This is a genomic window from Atlanticothrix silvestris CENA357, from assembly GCF_016056295.1.
In the GTDB taxonomy this organism is placed as follows: Bacteria; Cyanobacteriota; Cyanobacteriia; order Cyanobacteriales; family Nostocaceae; genus Atlanticothrix; species Atlanticothrix silvestris.
Genome location: NZ_JAECZB010000023.1, coordinates 1 through 17,643, shown reverse-complemented (window position 1 = coordinate 17,643; position 17,643 = coordinate 1). Strand labels below are relative to the sequence as shown.

The 17,643-nt window shown below is 39.5% G+C and carries 9 protein-coding genes and 3 pseudogenes; 11 read left to right on the top strand and 1 reads right to left on the bottom strand.

Annotated features, from left to right (window positions below):
- The first annotated feature begins 81 nt into the window (after nucleotides 1-81).
- The 11 genes and pseudogenes from I8751_RS11520 (at nucleotide 82) to I8751_RS11480 (ending at nucleotide 16,834) form a co-directional block, all read left to right on the top strand.
- Nucleotides 82-2,801 (top strand): annotated as a pseudogene (locus I8751_RS11520) (family 10 glycosylhydrolase).
- A gap of 191 nt (nucleotides 2,802-2,992) precedes the next feature.
- Nucleotides 2,993-3,988, top strand: a pseudogene (locus I8751_RS30585) (CBS domain-containing protein); the annotation flags it as partial.
- Between the two features lie 42 nt (nucleotides 3,989-4,030).
- Complete coding sequence (locus I8751_RS11515) at nucleotides 4,031-7,486, top strand: PAS domain S-box protein (protein WP_449658070.1); 3,456 nt, start codon at nucleotides 4,031-4,033, stop codon at nucleotides 7,484-7,486.
- Nucleotides 7,487-7,496: 10 nt separating this feature from the next.
- Complete coding sequence (locus I8751_RS11510) at nucleotides 7,497-8,711, top strand: EAL domain-containing response regulator (protein ID WP_214439293.1); 1,215 nt, start codon at nucleotides 7,497-7,499, stop codon at nucleotides 8,709-8,711.
- A 531-nt stretch (nucleotides 8,712-9,242) separates the two neighbouring features.
- Nucleotides 9,243-11,543 (top strand): NACHT domain-containing protein, encoded by a 2,301-nt coding sequence (locus tag I8751_RS11505; protein ID WP_214439292.1) that lies wholly within the window; start codon nucleotides 9,243-9,245, stop codon nucleotides 11,541-11,543.
- A gap of 93 nt (nucleotides 11,544-11,636) precedes the next feature.
- Nucleotides 11,637-12,977 (top strand): PQQ-dependent sugar dehydrogenase, encoded by a 1,341-nt coding sequence (locus tag I8751_RS11500; RefSeq protein WP_214439291.1) that lies wholly within the window; start codon nucleotides 11,637-11,639, stop codon nucleotides 12,975-12,977.
- A 303-nt stretch (nucleotides 12,978-13,280) separates the two neighbouring features.
- Entirely contained in the window at nucleotides 13,281-13,691 is a 411-nt protein-coding gene (locus tag I8751_RS11495) for a phosphomannose isomerase type II C-terminal cupin domain (RefSeq protein WP_214439290.1), read from the top strand.
- A 653-nt stretch (nucleotides 13,692-14,344) separates the two neighbouring features.
- Entirely contained in the window at nucleotides 14,345-14,932 is a 588-nt protein-coding gene (locus I8751_RS11490) for a hypothetical protein (RefSeq protein WP_318780316.1), read from the top strand.
- A gap of 15 nt (nucleotides 14,933-14,947) precedes the next feature.
- A complete protein-coding gene (locus I8751_RS30250) occupies nucleotides 14,948-15,184 on the top strand; it encodes a D-alanyl-D-alanine carboxypeptidase family protein (protein WP_318780318.1) in 237 nt (78 codons plus the stop codon).
- 192 nt (nucleotides 15,185-15,376) lie between these two features.
- Entirely contained in the window at nucleotides 15,377-15,955 is a 579-nt protein-coding gene (locus I8751_RS11485) for a TIGR04376 family protein (protein WP_214439348.1), read from the top strand.
- Nucleotides 15,956-16,261: 306 nt separating this feature from the next.
- Nucleotides 16,262-16,834 (top strand): ABC transporter permease subunit, encoded by a 573-nt coding sequence (locus I8751_RS11480; protein ID WP_214439289.1) that lies wholly within the window; start codon nucleotides 16,262-16,264, stop codon nucleotides 16,832-16,834.
- A gap of 408 nt (nucleotides 16,835-17,242) precedes the next feature.
- Here I8751_RS11480 and I8751_RS11475 read toward each other — a convergent pair.
- Nucleotides 17,243-17,643: pseudogene (locus I8751_RS11475) on the bottom strand (IS4 family transposase); the annotation flags it as partial.

Genomic DNA, 17,643 nt, shown 5'->3' with positions numbered 1-17,643 from the left:
TTTTTCGGAGGTAATTTATTGTGATATTGCATGATAAAGAAAGAAGTAATAGCTAATAAATAATCAACTGAGGAATGGGTAGTGAAGAATCAGGATAAATGTCATAAAGAAATTAGAAAAACCAGATTCTTCATTTTTAGTATTAAATTTTTAATCTTTAATTTCTTGAGTATTTTGCCAGCAACAGCAGCGGCAGAAGAACCTATATTAAGTGTGGTGCAGAGTCAAGAAAATACACAGCAATGGACAGGAATCACAAAACGTTTGCAAACACTTGGGGCAAATTATTGTGTAATTGACCTAGCTAGCGTAAGAAGTGTAGCAGATTGGGGCGATCGCCGAGTTTTGTTTTTGCCGAATGTAGAGACATTCACGCCAGCACAAGCGATCGCCTTAGAAGAATGGATGAGCAATGGGGGAAATTTAGTTGCCAGTGGGCCTGTAGGTAGTTTATCCCCGCCAGGAGTCCGGCAATTATTGCGATCGCTCTTGGGAAGTTATTGGGGATTTGGCCTCAATAACACTCAACAGATAAAACCCTCAAAAACCAAGATACCGACATGGATGAACCAAAATGGACTTTTTGGCAAAGTACATGGCGGCGCTGTGATTCCCAATGATGCCACCAGTCAAACTGCTGCTGTATGGAATGCTCAAGATAATGCCGCCGCAGTAGTGACCAATGAGCATTCCACCTTTTTAGGCTGGCGCTGGGGAACAGATATCGCTTCAACAGCAGAATTAGATGTTGCTTGGTTAAAAGCTGCTCTCAATCGTCATTTAACAACTTCATCAAGTAGCAAAAATAAAGTAAAAGGCGGCTCCCCTAACTGCTCCACTTCAATCGCAGCCGCCTCTCCCACTTCCCCTGCTTCCCCCATTCCCCCGGTCACTGAGCGTCTTGGCTTGAGCGTAGTCGAAAGGAGCCGAAGTGCTTCTCCAGAAACCATTGACCAACTTGAACAAACAGTGCGCCTGGATGTTGTACCCAACTCCAATGTGCCGATTGACAATAATGAAGCGATCGCCCTCCAGCAAGAATTAGAAAATCTCATTGGTCGGGTGGAAAGCGCCCATTTAGCAGCATCGGCTGACATTGCTAATGTTGATAATTTCCAGTCTCTCAATAAAGAAGAGACTCAATTAGCCTCAACAAGACCTGGAGCGCTAATTCTTAACAAAGAGCAAGTCATAGCACAGGCAAGAATAGTTGCCAAAAACTTACCCCAGTTAATCGCCCAAAAAAATTATGCTTTGGCTCGTCAGCAGTGGTTAGCAGCAAAGGCAAATTTGTGGAAGCAGTTTCCTGTGAATCAAAGATTAGCTCAGGCAGAAATTCGGGCAGTATGGTTAGATCGGGGCACAATTGTCCGTGCTGGTAGCAAACAAGGACTAGCCCAAATTTTTGATCGACTGGCACAATCAGGAATTAATACTGTCTTTTTTGAAACTGTCAACGCTGGGTATACCATTTATCCCAGCAAAGTTGCACCCCAACAAAATCCATTAATTCGTGGGTGGGATCCCTTGGCAGTGGCGGTGGAATTAGCACATGAACGAAAGATGGAATTACATGCTTGGGTTTGGGCTTTTGCTGCTGGCAACCAGGGTCATAATGAAATTCTCAAAGTTAATCCTAGTTACCCAGGCCCAGTACTTGCAGCTCATCCCGATTGGGCAAATTACGATCAACTCGGTAATTCAATTCCCCTTGGTCAGACCAAGCCATTTTTTGATCCAGCTAATCCCGAAGTACGGCAATATTTACTGAGATTGTATGAAGAAATTGTCACCCAGTATGATGTAGATGGTCTCCAGCTAGACTATATTCGTTATCCCTTCCAAGACCCAAATGCCAATCGAACTTACGGTTATGGCAAAGCTGCAAGAACGCAGTTTCAGCAACTGACTGGTGTAGATCCAGTGAATATTTCTCCTAGCCAAAAAGATTTGTGGCAAAAGTGGACAGAATTTCGTACCCATCAAATTGATAGTTTTGTCACCCAGGTGTCGCAACAGTTACGACAGAAGCGATGTCCAACAAAAAGCTGCTCTGCATCTGGGCAATTAATTTTGTCAGTTGCTGTATTTCCATTATTCCATTACCAGAAATAGAACGCATTCAAAAGATCCAACAACACTGGGAAGTTTGGGCTCGGCGGGGAGATATAGATTTAATTGTTCCCATGACTTATGCTCAAGATACTCCTCGCTTTCAACGACTAGCACAGCCCTGGATAGCTTCCACCCAATTAGGTTCTACCTTGCTAGTACCAGGTATTCGCTTGCTTTCCTTGCCAAACATAGGAGCGTTCGACCAACTCCAATTGGTGAGAGACTTACCAGTTAGTGGTTATGCACTCTTTGCCGCAGAGAATTTCAACAACGATTTACAAAAAATCTTTAGTAGCACCCAAGGAACGGTTCAATCCCCCACTAGTGAACCTATTCCTCAGCGTCAGCCTTTTAAAACTGCTGCTGTCCGTTATGCTGCTCTGCAAAGGGAATGGCAGTTGGTTTTGCAAAATAATCAACTGCAAATGTCTACTACTACAATTTCAGATTTCCATAACCAGGCAAAAGTAGTACAAAAAGCTTTAGATCAGCTTGCAGCATCGCCTTCTGCTAGTAATTTATTAGCTTCACGAGCTACTTTGACCCGGTTCCAATTTCAATTCCGGGTATGGATGCGCCAACAGATTATAGATAATCCCTATCAATTCAAAGTCTGGGAAAATCGTCTGGCGACAATAGAGAGGCTGTTGCGTTATGGCGAACGGCGATCGCAATTGCGACCTTGAACACAAGAGAAGGGCTGCAAACATCTATTGTTCTGTAGCTTTGCCTCATACTTTGCTCAAGTTTACCTAATTTAACCTTTGTAATTCTTAACACAAAGTTTACAGTATTTATTTGTAATCAAAATATTAGAAGATACTTAAATAATCTGCTTTAAACAACGATTGTTTGATAAGAGGTATTGTAATCGTCTATGCAAGCCTTACCTCAGTTTCTCTGGCTACGATGCTTGAAGTCAATTATTGACTTTTCGCCACTGATGGTTGCACCAGAAACATCAGTGTTAGAAGCAATATCATTGATGGCAAAACGTAGTGCCCGGATTTTGGTAGTGACAGTTTCACAGATGGTGGGGTGGTTGACAGAGCAAGATATAGTAAATCTTTTAGCTTCAGGGGTTGACTTTCAAACCACCAAAGTTTCCGAAGTTATGCATACCTCATCTATGACCCTGAAGTTGTCAGAATTTCAGAATCTGGCAACAGCACTGTTACTTTTAAGCCAAAATAAACTGGTTTTTCTGCCAATTGTAGGTGAGCAAGGTCAACTTGTTGGGACGGTTACACCTCAAAGTATTTGCCGAGAATTAGTGCTACAAACTAACCTTTGGGCAGCAGATATTCATCCGCAAGACATCCAAAAATATTTGGCTTTTAATTCCCGTCACTGCTTCTCGGTAGAATCTGGTCTTAAAGATGTTGGTGGATTGTATCTTCAGCAGCTACTGAATACAGATTTGCCTAGGTCTACAAGCAATAATATTGACTTCTGTACAGATATTAATATCCAAGATCAGCAGGTCGTTTTAGCATCGGAGTCCAGCGAAAGAAAATTTCGTGCTATCTTCAATGGCACATTTCAATTTACTTGGTTGCTCACATTAGAGGGAATATTAGTAGAAGCTAACCAGACTGCCCTTGATTTTGGGGGATTAGAACCAGAAAATGTTGTTGGATATGCATTTTGGGAAACCCATTGGTGGAAGATTTCTCCAGAAGCGCAAACCCAACTAAAACAAGCAATAGTGATCGCATCTCAAGGCGAATTTATCCGCTATGAAGTTGACGTGTTGAGTGTAGACCAAGCAGTAGCAACTATCGACTTTTCCTTGAAGCCCCTCACAGATGAAACAGGCAAAGTCTTACTCTTAATTGCTGAAGGACATGATATCACTGACTTCAAGCAGGCAAAAACAGCCCTACAGAAGGCGAACCTAGAGCTAGAAAAGCCAGTGAATGAACGCACAATTACTTTACAACAAGTAAATGAGCAGTTATTGTTGGAAATTTCTGAACGGCAAATAGTAGAAGAACAACTGCGGCAATCCCAAGAAATGTTGCAGTTAGTTATAGATAATATTCCCCAGTTTATTTTCTGGAAAGATAGAAATTTTGTTTTCTTAGGTTGTAACCGCAATTTTGCCAGAATAGCTGGTGTTGAAAGCCCAGAAGATATTATCGGCAAAACAGACTACGATTTGCTTGTTAACCACGAGGAAGCAGACTTATACCGCGAATTTGATGCCAGGGTCATGCAGACGAATAAACCTGAGTATCAAATAATTGAACCTCTACAACGAGCAAATGGTCAACAAGTCTGGTTAGAAACTAATAAAGTTCCCCTCCATGATACCAGAGGTAATGTAGTAGGCATTTTGGCCTCCTTTGAAGAGATTACCGAGCGCCAAAAAACACAAAAGGCTTTAGAAAAAAGCGAAGAACGCTTTCGCTTTTTGGCTGAATCCATCCCCCAACAAGTATGGATTGCTCAAGTAAGCGGTGGCATTGAGTATATTAACCAACGCACTATTGATTACTTCGACTGCAACTGGGAGCAAATCCTAGGCTGGGAGTGGCAACAATGGTTACATCCAGAGGATCTGCCAAAGTATATGGTTGATTGGCAAAAATCTTTAGCTACAGGTGAACCTTTTGAAATGGAATGTCGTTGGTTCAAAGCCAGCGACCAAACTTATCGGTGGCATTTAGCACGCGCTCTACCTTTACACGATCAAATTGGCAAAATTATCAATTGGTTTGGGACAAATACAGATATTCACGATCATGTATCAGCAGAAGTTGCATTACGGGAAAGTGAAGAATGGTTCCGCAATTTAGCCGAAGCTAGGAGCGATTGGGTATGGGAAGTTGATGAAAATGCCGTTTATACCTACGTCAGTCCTAAAGTTCGTGACATCTTGGGTTATGAACCAGAAGCAGTACTAGGAAAGACCCCTTTTGAATTGATGCCACCTGAAGAAGCCGAGCGTGTGTTCAAAGTTTTTGCGCCAATTGCTGCTGCACGAGAGCCGCTTAAATGCCTGGAGAACATTAACATTCATCAAGACGGTCATTTAGTTGTTCTTGAAACTACTGGAATTCCAGTTTTTGATCTTGAAGGTAAATTCCGTGGGTATCGTGGCACGGATCGGGATATCACTGCTCGTAAGCAGGCCGAAAGTGCATTGCAAGAGACCCAACAGCGGCTCCAAGCAATTTTAGATAATTCCTCTGCGGTGATTTATGTAGTAGATACTGAAAATCAATTTTTACTGGTCAATCATAAATTTGAACAGCTGTTTAGAACTACTCAAGACCAAATTGCAGGCAAAAGTATTTACGATATTTGGCCCCCTGATATTGCCGATGAATTTGCTGCTAATAATTATCAAGTAATTGCAGGTGGTATACCCATAAAAGCCGAAGAAGTTGTCCCTCAAGAGGATGGGCTACACACCTACCTATCTGTAAAGTCTCCTTTAAAAGATGCTGATGGTATCCCCTATGCAGTTTGCGGTATTTCTACAGATATTACTGACCGCAAAGTAGCAGAAGAGTCGTTATTACGGTTTTGCCAAGCGATAGAAAGCACAAGTGATGCTATTTGCATGGCTGATGTTACGGGCAAGCCTATTTATGTCAATTCAGGGTTTACCGAACTTTATGAGTACACCTTAGAAGAATTTCAAGCTGCTGGTGGGGCATTAACTATTTTCCAGCAGCCAGCAGAGTTACAACAAGTACTTAGCACTATTTACAGGGGCGAACCGTGGCGGGGTGAAGTAACAATGCGATCGCGCAGTGGTCGCATTGTCCAAATTTACTTACGTGCTGATGCAATTAAAGATACTAGTGGGAAAATTTTGGGCACAGTAGCTACCCATACTGATGTTACACAGCGTCGGCAAGCAGAAAAAGGTTTAAGACTACGCGATCGCGCGATCGCCGCCAGTAGTAATGGCATTATTATTGCTGATGCCAGCATCCCCAACGGGCCAATTATCTACGTTAACCCTGCTTATGAGTACATGACTGGTTACTCAGCGGCAGAAGTTATTGGACAAAACTTTCATTTATTCCAAAATACTGATGTTAATCAATTAGGGTTACAAAAACTCAGTGCTGCTATGCAAGAGGGAAAAGACTGCACTGCGGTTCTCTACAACTACCGTAAAGATGGCAGCATCTTGTGGATCGAGCTAAACATTTCTCCTGTTTATGATGCTGCTGGCATCCTCACCCACTATATCGGCATTCAAACAGATATTACTGAGCGTAAGCAGGCAGAAATAGCACTACTTGTCAGCCAACAACGGCTGCAATATTTACTTGACTCTAGTCCAGCTGTGATCTATACCAGCAAACCCTTTGGAGATTACGGTGGTACCTTTGTTAGCGAAAATGTCAGTACTGTATTGGGCTATGAAGCAAGGGAAATGATAGAAGATTCCAGTTTTTGGACTAGTAATATCCATCCAGAAGATTTGCCACATGTGTTTGCTGGGCTTTCCAAAGTATTAGACCAGGGACAGTACAAGTTAGAATACCGTTTTTTACATAAAGACGGGAGTTATCGTTGGTTATATGACAAAGGCAAGCTACTACGGGATGACACTGGTAATCCACTAGAATTGGTTGGTTACTTGGCAGAAATCACAGATCGCAAACAATTAGAACAAGAATTGAGAGTAGCTCTAGAAAAAGAAAAAGAACTCGGCGAACTCAAATCTCGTTTTGTCTCTATGACTTCTCACGAATTCCGCACGCCTTTAAGTACTATCCTTTCTTCCTCGGAGTTACTAGAACACTACCGTCAAAAATGGACGGAGGAAAAACAACTTACTCATTTGCACCGTATTCAAACTGCTGTCAAGCGGATGACGGATATGTTGAATGATGTGTTAATCATTGGCAAAGTGGAAGCGGGAAGACTAGAATTCAGACCCAAATCTCTTGATTTAGTTGCCTACTGTCGTCATTTAGTTGCAGAAACGCAGTTGAATCTTAACAATCAGCGAGTTACTAAGTTTATCAGTCAAGATGAATCTGTGTCATGCTGCATGGATGATAAATTGTTAGAGCATATTTTGGGCAATTTACTTTCGAATGCAATTAAATATTCCCCAGCTAATAGTGCTGTCGAATTTACTCTCACTTGTCAGAATGGACAAGCTATATTTGAAATTCAAGATTGGGGAATTGGCATTCCACCAGAAGACTTGCCACGCTTGTTTGAATCATTTTATCGCGCTCATAATGTTGGCAATATCTTAGGAACTGGATTAGGATTGGCAATTGTTAAACGGTGTGTGGATATACACCAAGGTACAATATTTGTGACAAGTACACTGGGAGTTAGTACGTTATTTACTGTCACTTTGCCATTAAATAATCAATATATAAACTGAGGTAAATAATATGATCAAGATTTTAGTTATTGAAGATGAGGAATCAGTACGTGAAAACCTTTTAGATTTGTTGGAAGCTGAAAATTTTGAGACTATTGCAGCTGCCAATGGCAAAACAGGGATTAATTTAGCCGTCTCCGAAATTCCTGATTTAATTTTGTGCGATATGATGATGCCCGAAATTGACGGTTATGGAGTGTTAACATCATTACGTCAAGATCCATTAACAGCAACTATTCCTTTTATTTTTTTGACTGCAAAATCTGCCAAAGCTGATTTTCGCCAAGGCATGGATATGGGAGCAGATGACTATCTGACTAAGCCCTTTACACGGGCAGAGTTACTAAGTGCAATTATGAACCGTCTAGAAAGGCAAGCTACTTTAAAAAAGTATTTATCAAATCAGACTACAGTTAAGACCTTATCTCCCAAAAGGCAATTAGTAGAAATTAGTCTACATCGAGTTGTTAAAAATCAGAGTTTTACAGAAGAGTTCGAGATTTATTATCAACCTATAGTCAACATTAGCTCTGGAGAAATAATAGCTGCTGAAAGTTTATTGCGTTGGCAAAGCCCTGAATTAGGTTTAGTTTATCCAGCAGAATTTATTCCGTTAGCAGAGTCTACAGGTTTAATCGTGCCTATTGATCAATGGGTAGTTCAAAGTGTTTGTAAGCAAATTAGAATTTGGCAGAATGCAGGAGTTTCTTCCTTGACTCTAGCTGTAAATTTATCAGTAATTGAATTTAATGAACCAGATTGTATTCAGAAAATAGTTGGATTTTTAAAAAATAACAACTTAGAACCGCAATATCTAGAAGTAGAACTCACTGAAAGCATGATTATGCAAGATGTGAATAGCGCGATCGCTACTATGAATAAATTGCAATCTCTAGGTGTCAGAATTGCCATTGATGACTTTGGCACAGGCTATTCTTCTTTAATTTATCTCAAGAATTTACCAGTTAATACCCTCAAGATCGACCGCTATTTTATCCATAATGTTGCCCAAGATCCCCAAAAATCTGCAATTACAAAAGCATTAATTGAAATGGCTCATAATCTTAATATGCAGGTAGTTGCTGAAGGGGTAGAAACAGAAGCAGAACTATCTTTTTTACGCCAAAAAAACTGTGATGCTATGCAAGGTTTTCTATTTAGTCGTCCACTCCCAGCAGCAGAATTTGAAAACTTTTTATGGAACAATAAACGCTTACCTGCATAAATAAAATTTAATTTATAATAAATAATTATTTAATTCATGAAGTAAAAGTCGTGATTTTTTAGTAAAAATTATAGAATAAATTATTTAATTTTATTAGTTTTTTTGGAAGAGAGTGTGAATAAAATTATAGTAATAGAAGATCATAAGCTAATTGTCATTCATTTTTACTGGACGATTCATTTGTAGTAAGAGCTATCCTCCGGGTTCTGCGAAGCAGTACAGCCCTGATCTTATGCAACTTAAACGCTCATTAGCTTACAAGTAAGTCGTCGAGAAAAATTCAATGTATATGAAGAAATATAAATTAGCCTTTAATAAAAGCTTGGGCATTGCTCAAGATGCAATAGCTTGTCTTGGCAATGGCCTAAGCTAGTTGGGTATGTAGATTTGGCTGACTCGAATACTATTATGTACAGTCGGTGTTTGCGATCATGTTGGGTTTTTTGTTGAAGTTAGCGTATAACTTGTATGAGTTGTATGAGTTGTATTCAAACAAACAAACAAATCAGTATATAGTTTGGTAGTAGGCCAATGGCAAAGCGATCGCTCCAAGCATCAGATGAAGGTATTAGAAAGGCAAAACAAGCTTTTAAACGCAAAGGTTGGACACAAGAATATCTAGCTAGTGAAGTTAATCTAGAAACTCGCCAGCCTATTTGGAAGTTTTTCACTGGTAAACCTATTGATCGCCATGTCTTCAATGATATTTGCTTTGTCCTTGAGGTAGACCCGTCAGAAATCGCCCAAAAACCGGGTTTTGATGAATTCACGTCTTCAGATACCTCGACGAGCTTCACATTGGATATTGATGCCCTTGTGCAAAAGCTGCGGTCTGTTCACTATGAAAAAATGCAAGCTCAATGCGGTACTTTGCACCTTTTAGATATTGCTAGACCCGTCGCACTTAAGGATATTTACATTGATGTCAATATTCTTGAGGAGATTACTAGTAAAAGATGGCTAGAAATTTCCGATTTGCAAAGGTTAGACGCAAATAAATTGAACTCTTGTGATTTAAGTAAGCTAAGTCCAGAAAAAACGGTAGGGCTAGAAATAGTTAAAAAATATTCCCATCTCATGGTGCTGGGAAAGCCAGGTTCTGGTAAAACTGCATTTCTAAAATCAATTGCTATTAATTGTAATCAAGAAATTTTTCAACCTAATTATCTACCAATTTTTATCAGTCTGAAAAATTTTGCTGAAGAAATTCGATGTCTAAACCAGATTAATTTATCAAATTATCTATATGAATACTGGATAAATTTTGGTATTTCTGAGCAAGAATTAATTAATATATTTGCTCATGGTAGAGCTTTAATTTTATTAGACGGATTAGATGAAGTTCCAGGAAAATATTCTAAAAAAATTATTCATGAAATTCAAAGATTTACAGATAGATTTTATAAAAATCAGATAATTATTACTTCTCGTATTGCTTCTCAAGCTTATCATGTTCAGGGATTTACTGAAGTAGAAATTGCAGATTTTACTAAGCCAGAAATTGCCAGATTTGCTGAAAAATGGTTTTTGGTAGTTGCCAAAAATTCTCCAGTACAGGCAAAAAATTTAGCAAATAAATTGATGAAAAATCTAGAATTGACAGAAAACCTGCCGATTCTAGAGTTAGCTGGGACACCGATTTTTTTGAATCTCATCTGTTTATTTTTCAAGTCGCTAAAAGATTTCCCTAGCAACCACTGTGAACTTTATAAACAAGCTTTGGATCTGCTATTGGTTCGTTGGGATGAAGCGAGATGTGTTAAACGAGATCAAGTCTATGGTGACTTTTCACTGCTACATAAAATTAAATTGCTCAGTCGGATTGCAGCAGTTTTGTTTACACAAGAAAATAATTTTCAACGTGAACCTGTAATGCGACAATTCATCGCTGACTATCTACTTCATCTTCCTAATGCAACAACTGATATAGAAATATTAGAATTAGAAAGTGTAGCAGTATTAAAAGTAATTGAAGTACAGCATGGATTATTAACCGAAAAAGCGCGAGGAATTTATGCTTTTTCTCATTCAATATTTCAAGAATATTTAACTGCTAGAGAAATTATTAGCAATGATCAAAGTTTAAAAAAAATTGTTAATCACATCAATGAATATCGGTGGCGAAATATTTATTTGCTAAGTGTGGGGATGTTGAAACCCGCAGATACTTTGTTGCAATTAATGAAAGAAAAAATTGATAGTTTAGCTGCCACGAATGTGCGATTATCTAATTTTTTAAGATGGGTAGAGCAAAAATATGCCACAGTCAATGTATTTTATCATGCGGCTAGTGTGCGGGCTTTTTATTTTACTATTGCTCTACCTCCAGAATATCCTTTAGCTTGCAATCAAGAATTAGCTATGTCTTTGGATAACAGACTGGCTGGTAATCTTGCCGTTGATTTAGCATTAGATCTAGCTCTTATTCATGTACTTGTCGTAAGCTTGGGAATCAATGCTGATATTTTTTTACAACGATTTTCTGCTTTGAGTTTTGCCCTTGATTTGAAGCATTTACTTACAGAGCAACCATATTTACAAAAATCGTTGCAAGACCTTAAAAGCCAGCTACCCTTTCCAAGTCAAGGTGGAGAAGTACTAAAAATATGGTGGCAAGATCATGGAAATGCTTGGATTAAAGAATTGCGAACTTTGATGATCGATACTCGCCAAATCGGTCATAATTGGCAGTTTAATCAACATGAGTTGGAACAACTACAGCAGTATTGGGATGCGAATAAATTACTAGTAGATTGCCTAAATAGGGCTAGTGATGTCACTCCTCAAATGCGGAATTTTATTGAGAAAAATTTATTTCTAGTTTGTAGCTAGAGGCGATTTATAAGTACAAATCGGACTTTAGACTGGCGACAGCTGTTGAATTTCAAGTCTAAAGTAAAAAGGTTGTGTATAGTTTCTCCTGCCATGAAAGTTACTGCGCGTTGTTTGCTGCTAGTTTTGCTATCTACCACAGCAGCAGCCTGTAACCAGACTCGCGCTTCCTTAGATAATTTAAGTAATCCTACTACAGCACCAGCTCAACTAGCGCAGAACCCTACACAACCGAAAAATATCGTTCCTACTGAACCACTTTCACCGAAGCCTATCCGCATCAACTTGAAGAATTTGCCAGCACCTTTTGCTACAGAAAGTGCTTCCAAGCGGCCTGAAGTTGTGCAAATTCCGAAAAATCCGGTACTGCGTGTACCACCAGGATTTACAGTTAATGTTTTTGCAGAAGGTCTGGATGCGCCACGCTGGTTAGCTTTAACTCCTAGCGGTGATGTGCTAGTTACAGAAACCCGACAAAACCGTATTCGCTTATTGCGTGACACCAATGGTGATGGAGTTGCTGACGTGCGCCAGACATTTGCTAGTCAGACTAACGGTTTGAACATTCCCTTTGGCATGGCTTTCGCGGATAATTCTTTCTTTTTGGGAAATACTGATGCGGTTTTAAGATTTCCTTATGCCAAAGGTCAACAGCAACTAACTGGTACTGGTGAAAAAATTGCTGATCTTCCCGGCGGAGGTTATAACCAGCACTGGACACGCAATGTAGTAGTTTCACCCGATCGCAATCAGCTATATGTTTCTGTGGGTTCCCGATCTAATGTAGATGAAGAACCCCTACCAAGGGCTTCTGTGCAAGTGATGAATTTAGATGGTTCTCAACAAGAGACTTTTGCTTACGGCTTGCGTAACCCAGTTGGTCTAGACTTTCACCCTGTAACCAAAGAACTTTACGCCACTGTCAACGAACGAGATGGAATTGGTGATGATTTGGTTCCAGACTATCTAACACGCATTCAACAAGGGGAATTTTACGGCTGGCCTTATGCTTATTTAACACCAAACAACCTTGACCCCCGTCAAACAGCAAATGGTAAAAGTAAACGCCCCGACTTGGTAGCTCGTACCCGTACCCCTGATGTTTTATTCCAAGCCCACTCAGCAGCATTGGGTTTGCAATTTTATGATGGTCAGAAGTTTCCCGAAAAATATCGTAACGGTGCTTTTACGGCTTTTCGTGGCTCTTGGAACCGCGATCGCGGTACTGGTTATAAAATTGTGTTTGTTCCTTTCGATTCTCAAGGGCGATCGCAAGGCTATTATGAAGATTTTCTTACAGGGTTTTTGCTCAATCCCTCTGTACCAACTACTTGGGGACGACCTGTAGGATTACTCGTTTTACCGGATGGTAGTCTTTTAATGACGGAGGAAGCTAATAATCGGATTTATCGGATTCAGTATACAGGAGATTAGGGCATTGGGCATGGTGAGACAGCGCTGCGGAGAGAAGTGCCTTGCGCGGGTTCCCCGCGTTGTGGCAACTTCTCACTCGGGGAGACGCTCCGCGAACGGGGAAGGTTAGCCCGACCCAGGCGACTGCGTAAAGCCTGCGGCATAGCTACGCTTAGAGCGCAAGCGGTAGCGAGGGACGAGCGTCACCCGTTCGCTGAAAGCGTTCCCGAAGGGTAGGGGGCATGGGGAGAAAATAATGAATTTAATTTTGTGCAACTACTTAGTAATAATCATCTAGTTTAAAAATTTGGTGGAGATTTGGTTATGACTCAGAATGAAAATAATGATCAGTCAAATATCAATGAATCTTCTTCGCATTCAGGTACACGCTACTGGGGTAACGTGGAGGTAATAGAGGAAGGAGATTCTTATAGAATTAGCCGTATTGAAATCAAGCCTAGGCACGGCATTAAACCACAAATTCACTATCATCGCAATGAACATTGGGTTGTAGTCTCCGGTGTAGCAAAGGTAACTTGTGGAGAGGAGGAAATATTACTAAATCGCAATGAATCAACTTATGTTCCCGCTGCAACGCTGCATAAGGTAGACAATCCAGGACAGATTCCCCTGGTGATTCTGGAAATTCAAAATGGTGAATATTTAGGTGAGGATGATACTGAACGTCCTTATGATCTAAATTTAGTTAAGCCTGTAACTGAAAGTAATAGTTAAAAGCTAAAGTATAAAATTACCCTACTCCTTAATGAGTAGGGTATAAATACTGTAATATAATATCCGGTAAAAGACTTATCATTAAGACCGCAGGGCGCAGGATAAAAGAAAGTTTTAAGATTTTTGCATAGGTGCCCGGAATAATAACTAATTAACCTGACGTGAGTTCGACAAGTCTTATTTAACCTCTCCCCCAACCTCTCTCCGGCACGGAGAGGGGAGCAAAAAGCTCGATTTTTCGTTGCTCCTCCCTTTCCGTTTCACAGAGGGAGGGAGTGAGTGAGAGGTTCATCGAATTCACGTTAACCTGAGTTCGGGATAAGGAAAAGGACAGGTAGGAAGCTGAAAATAGCTTTAAATCCAGCAACCTGTCCTATGTTTAGTTTAGATGTTTTGTTTTGCCACGTAGCCTTCAAAACTAGCTTGACAGACTACTTCACTAAGCTGTAGCAGTTTATGTAGAATTTGCTGAATGACAATCTTGGGAAAGACGTGCTAGAACCAATGGCTACTGAATAGATAAGTAGGTTTGCGTAAACAATTAAAGGTTTTTAGTAAGTTAGCCCGTGCAATCAGCTTCTAGATAAAAATCTGAACTCCTTTCTGAAAAAGACTTGGAATTATTGAGTTCAGGAAATTTATGATGTGAACAAATGAAACGAATTCTGAAAACAACAAAATTCATTACTATTGTGATCTTTCTGATTTTTACAGTAGTTGCTAGTAATGGCATAGAATACCACAAACTTGCTACAAATGCTCAAGCAGCGAACGGATGCTTATTTCCTGATTCATTATCCTGCATTGATTACTCAAAACAGCCGAGATCACTTATAGTTCCCAATCCAAAACTAAGTGACAATGAGCGTTTTTTGTCTGCGATCGCTAGTAAATTAAAGTCAATTCCCCAACTAGGTACTTATGAATATACTTTCCTGCACGTATATGGTGCAGCATTTGTCAATCCACAAACAGAGATAAAATTGCCATCAACAGTAATCTTTGCTAATGAACAAGAAACTAATGAATTTCAAACTACCCTAACAATGCAGAAAGTTGATGATACTAACGACTGTTATTTACAAAAATCGGCAGCGGTAGCTTTAAATAAAGCTAGAAGTTTACAAAATATTCCTCTTAAATCTGGTTATGGTACGGGTGATTGTACTCGCAGTTTCGCTACTAATTTAAAGTTTTGGCAAAAATATACTAATAATCAAACCTTAGAAAAAGTCAAATAGGGTAAAGAAACAGCAATTCTTGGTGTAGTTGCACCCCCTGGAACCTCTCAACATCTTTGGGGATTAGCGATTGATTTACGCATATCTAATGATCAGCAAAGACATGCTTTAAATCAAAATGGCTGGTTTCAGACTGTAGAAAACGACATACTACATTGGACTTATATAGGTTTGTCAGAAGAATATTTATCTCAATTTGGTTTTAAAAATAAGGTGCTTAGGAAAATAAGTTATTGGGTGACACCTTTATAAATAGTATTGGCTAGTTTTCTGTCTTGATAGCCATACAACTATATGAATAATTCAACCACATCAGTCTAGAGATAGACGATCGCCACACTATCTACACCACCCACAGCAGGATACTGTGACAATTTACTTTCCCGCGTGGATAATAATCACTACAATAAAATAGTCACGCACCTGACCTCTGGAGTTCTAGCAGTGGGCTTATTTGATGATTTGAGTCGGTTTTTAGAAAACCGTTTAGAAGAATTCTTGCGTAACAATCCACATTTGGAGTTAGAGGCGCTGTTAGAACAGCTGCGGCAGCAAGAGGAAGATACTTTAAAGTTGATTGCAGAGTTACAACTACAAGAGAAGCGATCGCAAGAAGAAATTTTGTCCACCGCCCAAGAAATTCAGCGTTGGCACATTCGCGTACAAAAAGCACAAGATGCTGGTAGACAAGATTTAGCCGCTGCGGCGCAAACAAGAGAAGCAGCCCTACTGCGTGAAGGAAATCAACGCTGGGGACACATGCAAGGCTTAAAAGAACGCATAGACCAATCTAAAGAATTACTGCGGAAAATTCAGGTACGGCGACAAGAGGTTCAAACTAAAGCCGCTGAAGCGCAAACAGTACGCGCTCAACAAGCTCAAACCCAACAGCGTATCGAAACCAATGGCTGGTGGAATTCAACGAGCAGTTCTTCTAGTGGATTTGACGATTTGGAAGAAAAGTTCCGCCGTTGGGAAACCCAAGATGAGTTAGAACAAATGAAGCGCAACTTGGGAAAATAATTAGTTAGTAGTAAACAGTAATCGATTATCAATATAAAAATTGTTCACTGATTACTGTTTACTAATGAACTATGAAACAAGATTATTCAATCGTAATTTAAACTATTTTTAATTTTGTTTTTCACCTTTTGAGACTAGAAGCTTTCAAAAAGTGAATTATTTAAATTTTATTTAATTAATCAATTAGGCTTTAAACATCTGATAGATTTGATATAAGCACATTTCCAGACTGTGTTCTTGTTTGTCTATTTGCTAATTTTTGTTATTGCCGCAGTATTTTTCGACGTTCCAAATAAGAACTGAGGCATGGAACCTAGTATATTTTTAGATGTTTTAGCTAGCCTACAGAAATTATTTGTAGGTTACATACCAGCCGCTGTTTTAGGCAGTTTCATTGGATATTTAATAGGCATAAATGGCACTGTTTATCAGGTATTAAAACGGATATTTGAGATACCACATAGTATCCCTCCTATAGCTCTGCTGCCTATTATGCTCATAGTGTTTAGAGAAAGCGAAACTGCAACTATTGTCATAATTTTTATTGGTACTCTCTGGTCAGTAATCATTAATACAGCAATAGGTATGCAACACTTTCGCAGACAGAATAATAATTTTCGAGTAGCTACATTTCATCTATTTCATGCGCTAAAAGTTGGTATTTGGGTAGCTTGGTTTACAGTTATTGCTACAGAAATGTTGATTGCTCAAAGAGGGCTTGGTTATCTAGTTTGGAATGCTTATAAAGCTGGAAATATCAATAGCATAATCCAGGCAATACTTTACATAGGTATAATTGGCAGTATGTTTGGTCAGTTGCTAGATTTTACAGCATCTCTTCTTTCGCAGATTGTCTCAGATGGCAAAAAGCCATCTTAAACTTAATTAGAAAAGATGATTATTTAGGCTTGTAGATTGCCCGAAAAAATATTTCCCGCAGTTCTACTAAGTTATTAATCAATAATTGCGTTCAATGGTATTTTTTCAAAAAGCCGCTTTTACGTATAAAGACGTGTACATAATGCGTTAAAATCAATTTGTTTTTGATGAATCAAAGCTATGTGCAAAAACAAATATTTCCAATAATTCATCATTTAACCATAAAAAATAACCTCCAGATAGGGGTACAACTGGAGGCGATTAGCAAAGACATTTTTATATGGACTAGTCTATAAATAAATTTATCTTTATATTCAACTGTATTCCCTCCACCTTGAGGAGAAGCTAAGGTTAAGTTTGGCAGTCATCAGGAATACAATTGGCAGACCTGAAGGGGTGACAAAGAAGCTACAAAGCAGACTGGATAAGAGACATAGCACGTAGACCCTTGCGAAAATAGGGTAGTTTACTGGGCTTTAAACGCATTAAATCATGAGCTAAATCAGCCCAAAACTCCATTGCACCCACCCATAATTGGCCATACAAACCAACCCAAAATGCGCTATGTCGGCGATGTAGTCGGTTTAATTCCTTCAGACGACCAATATATTTTTGTAATCCCATTTGACGAGAGTTACGACCTGCTAAAACAGCACAAGTATAGGCGATAGCAATTAATAAAATCAGTGCCATCAATCGTTGACCATCAGCAGAAGTAGATTCAAGATTATAGCCACCAGTCTTGCAATCACGGAACATGGCCTCAATGCCACTGCGCAACTTAAATGCTTTAATGGCATCGGCAAGAC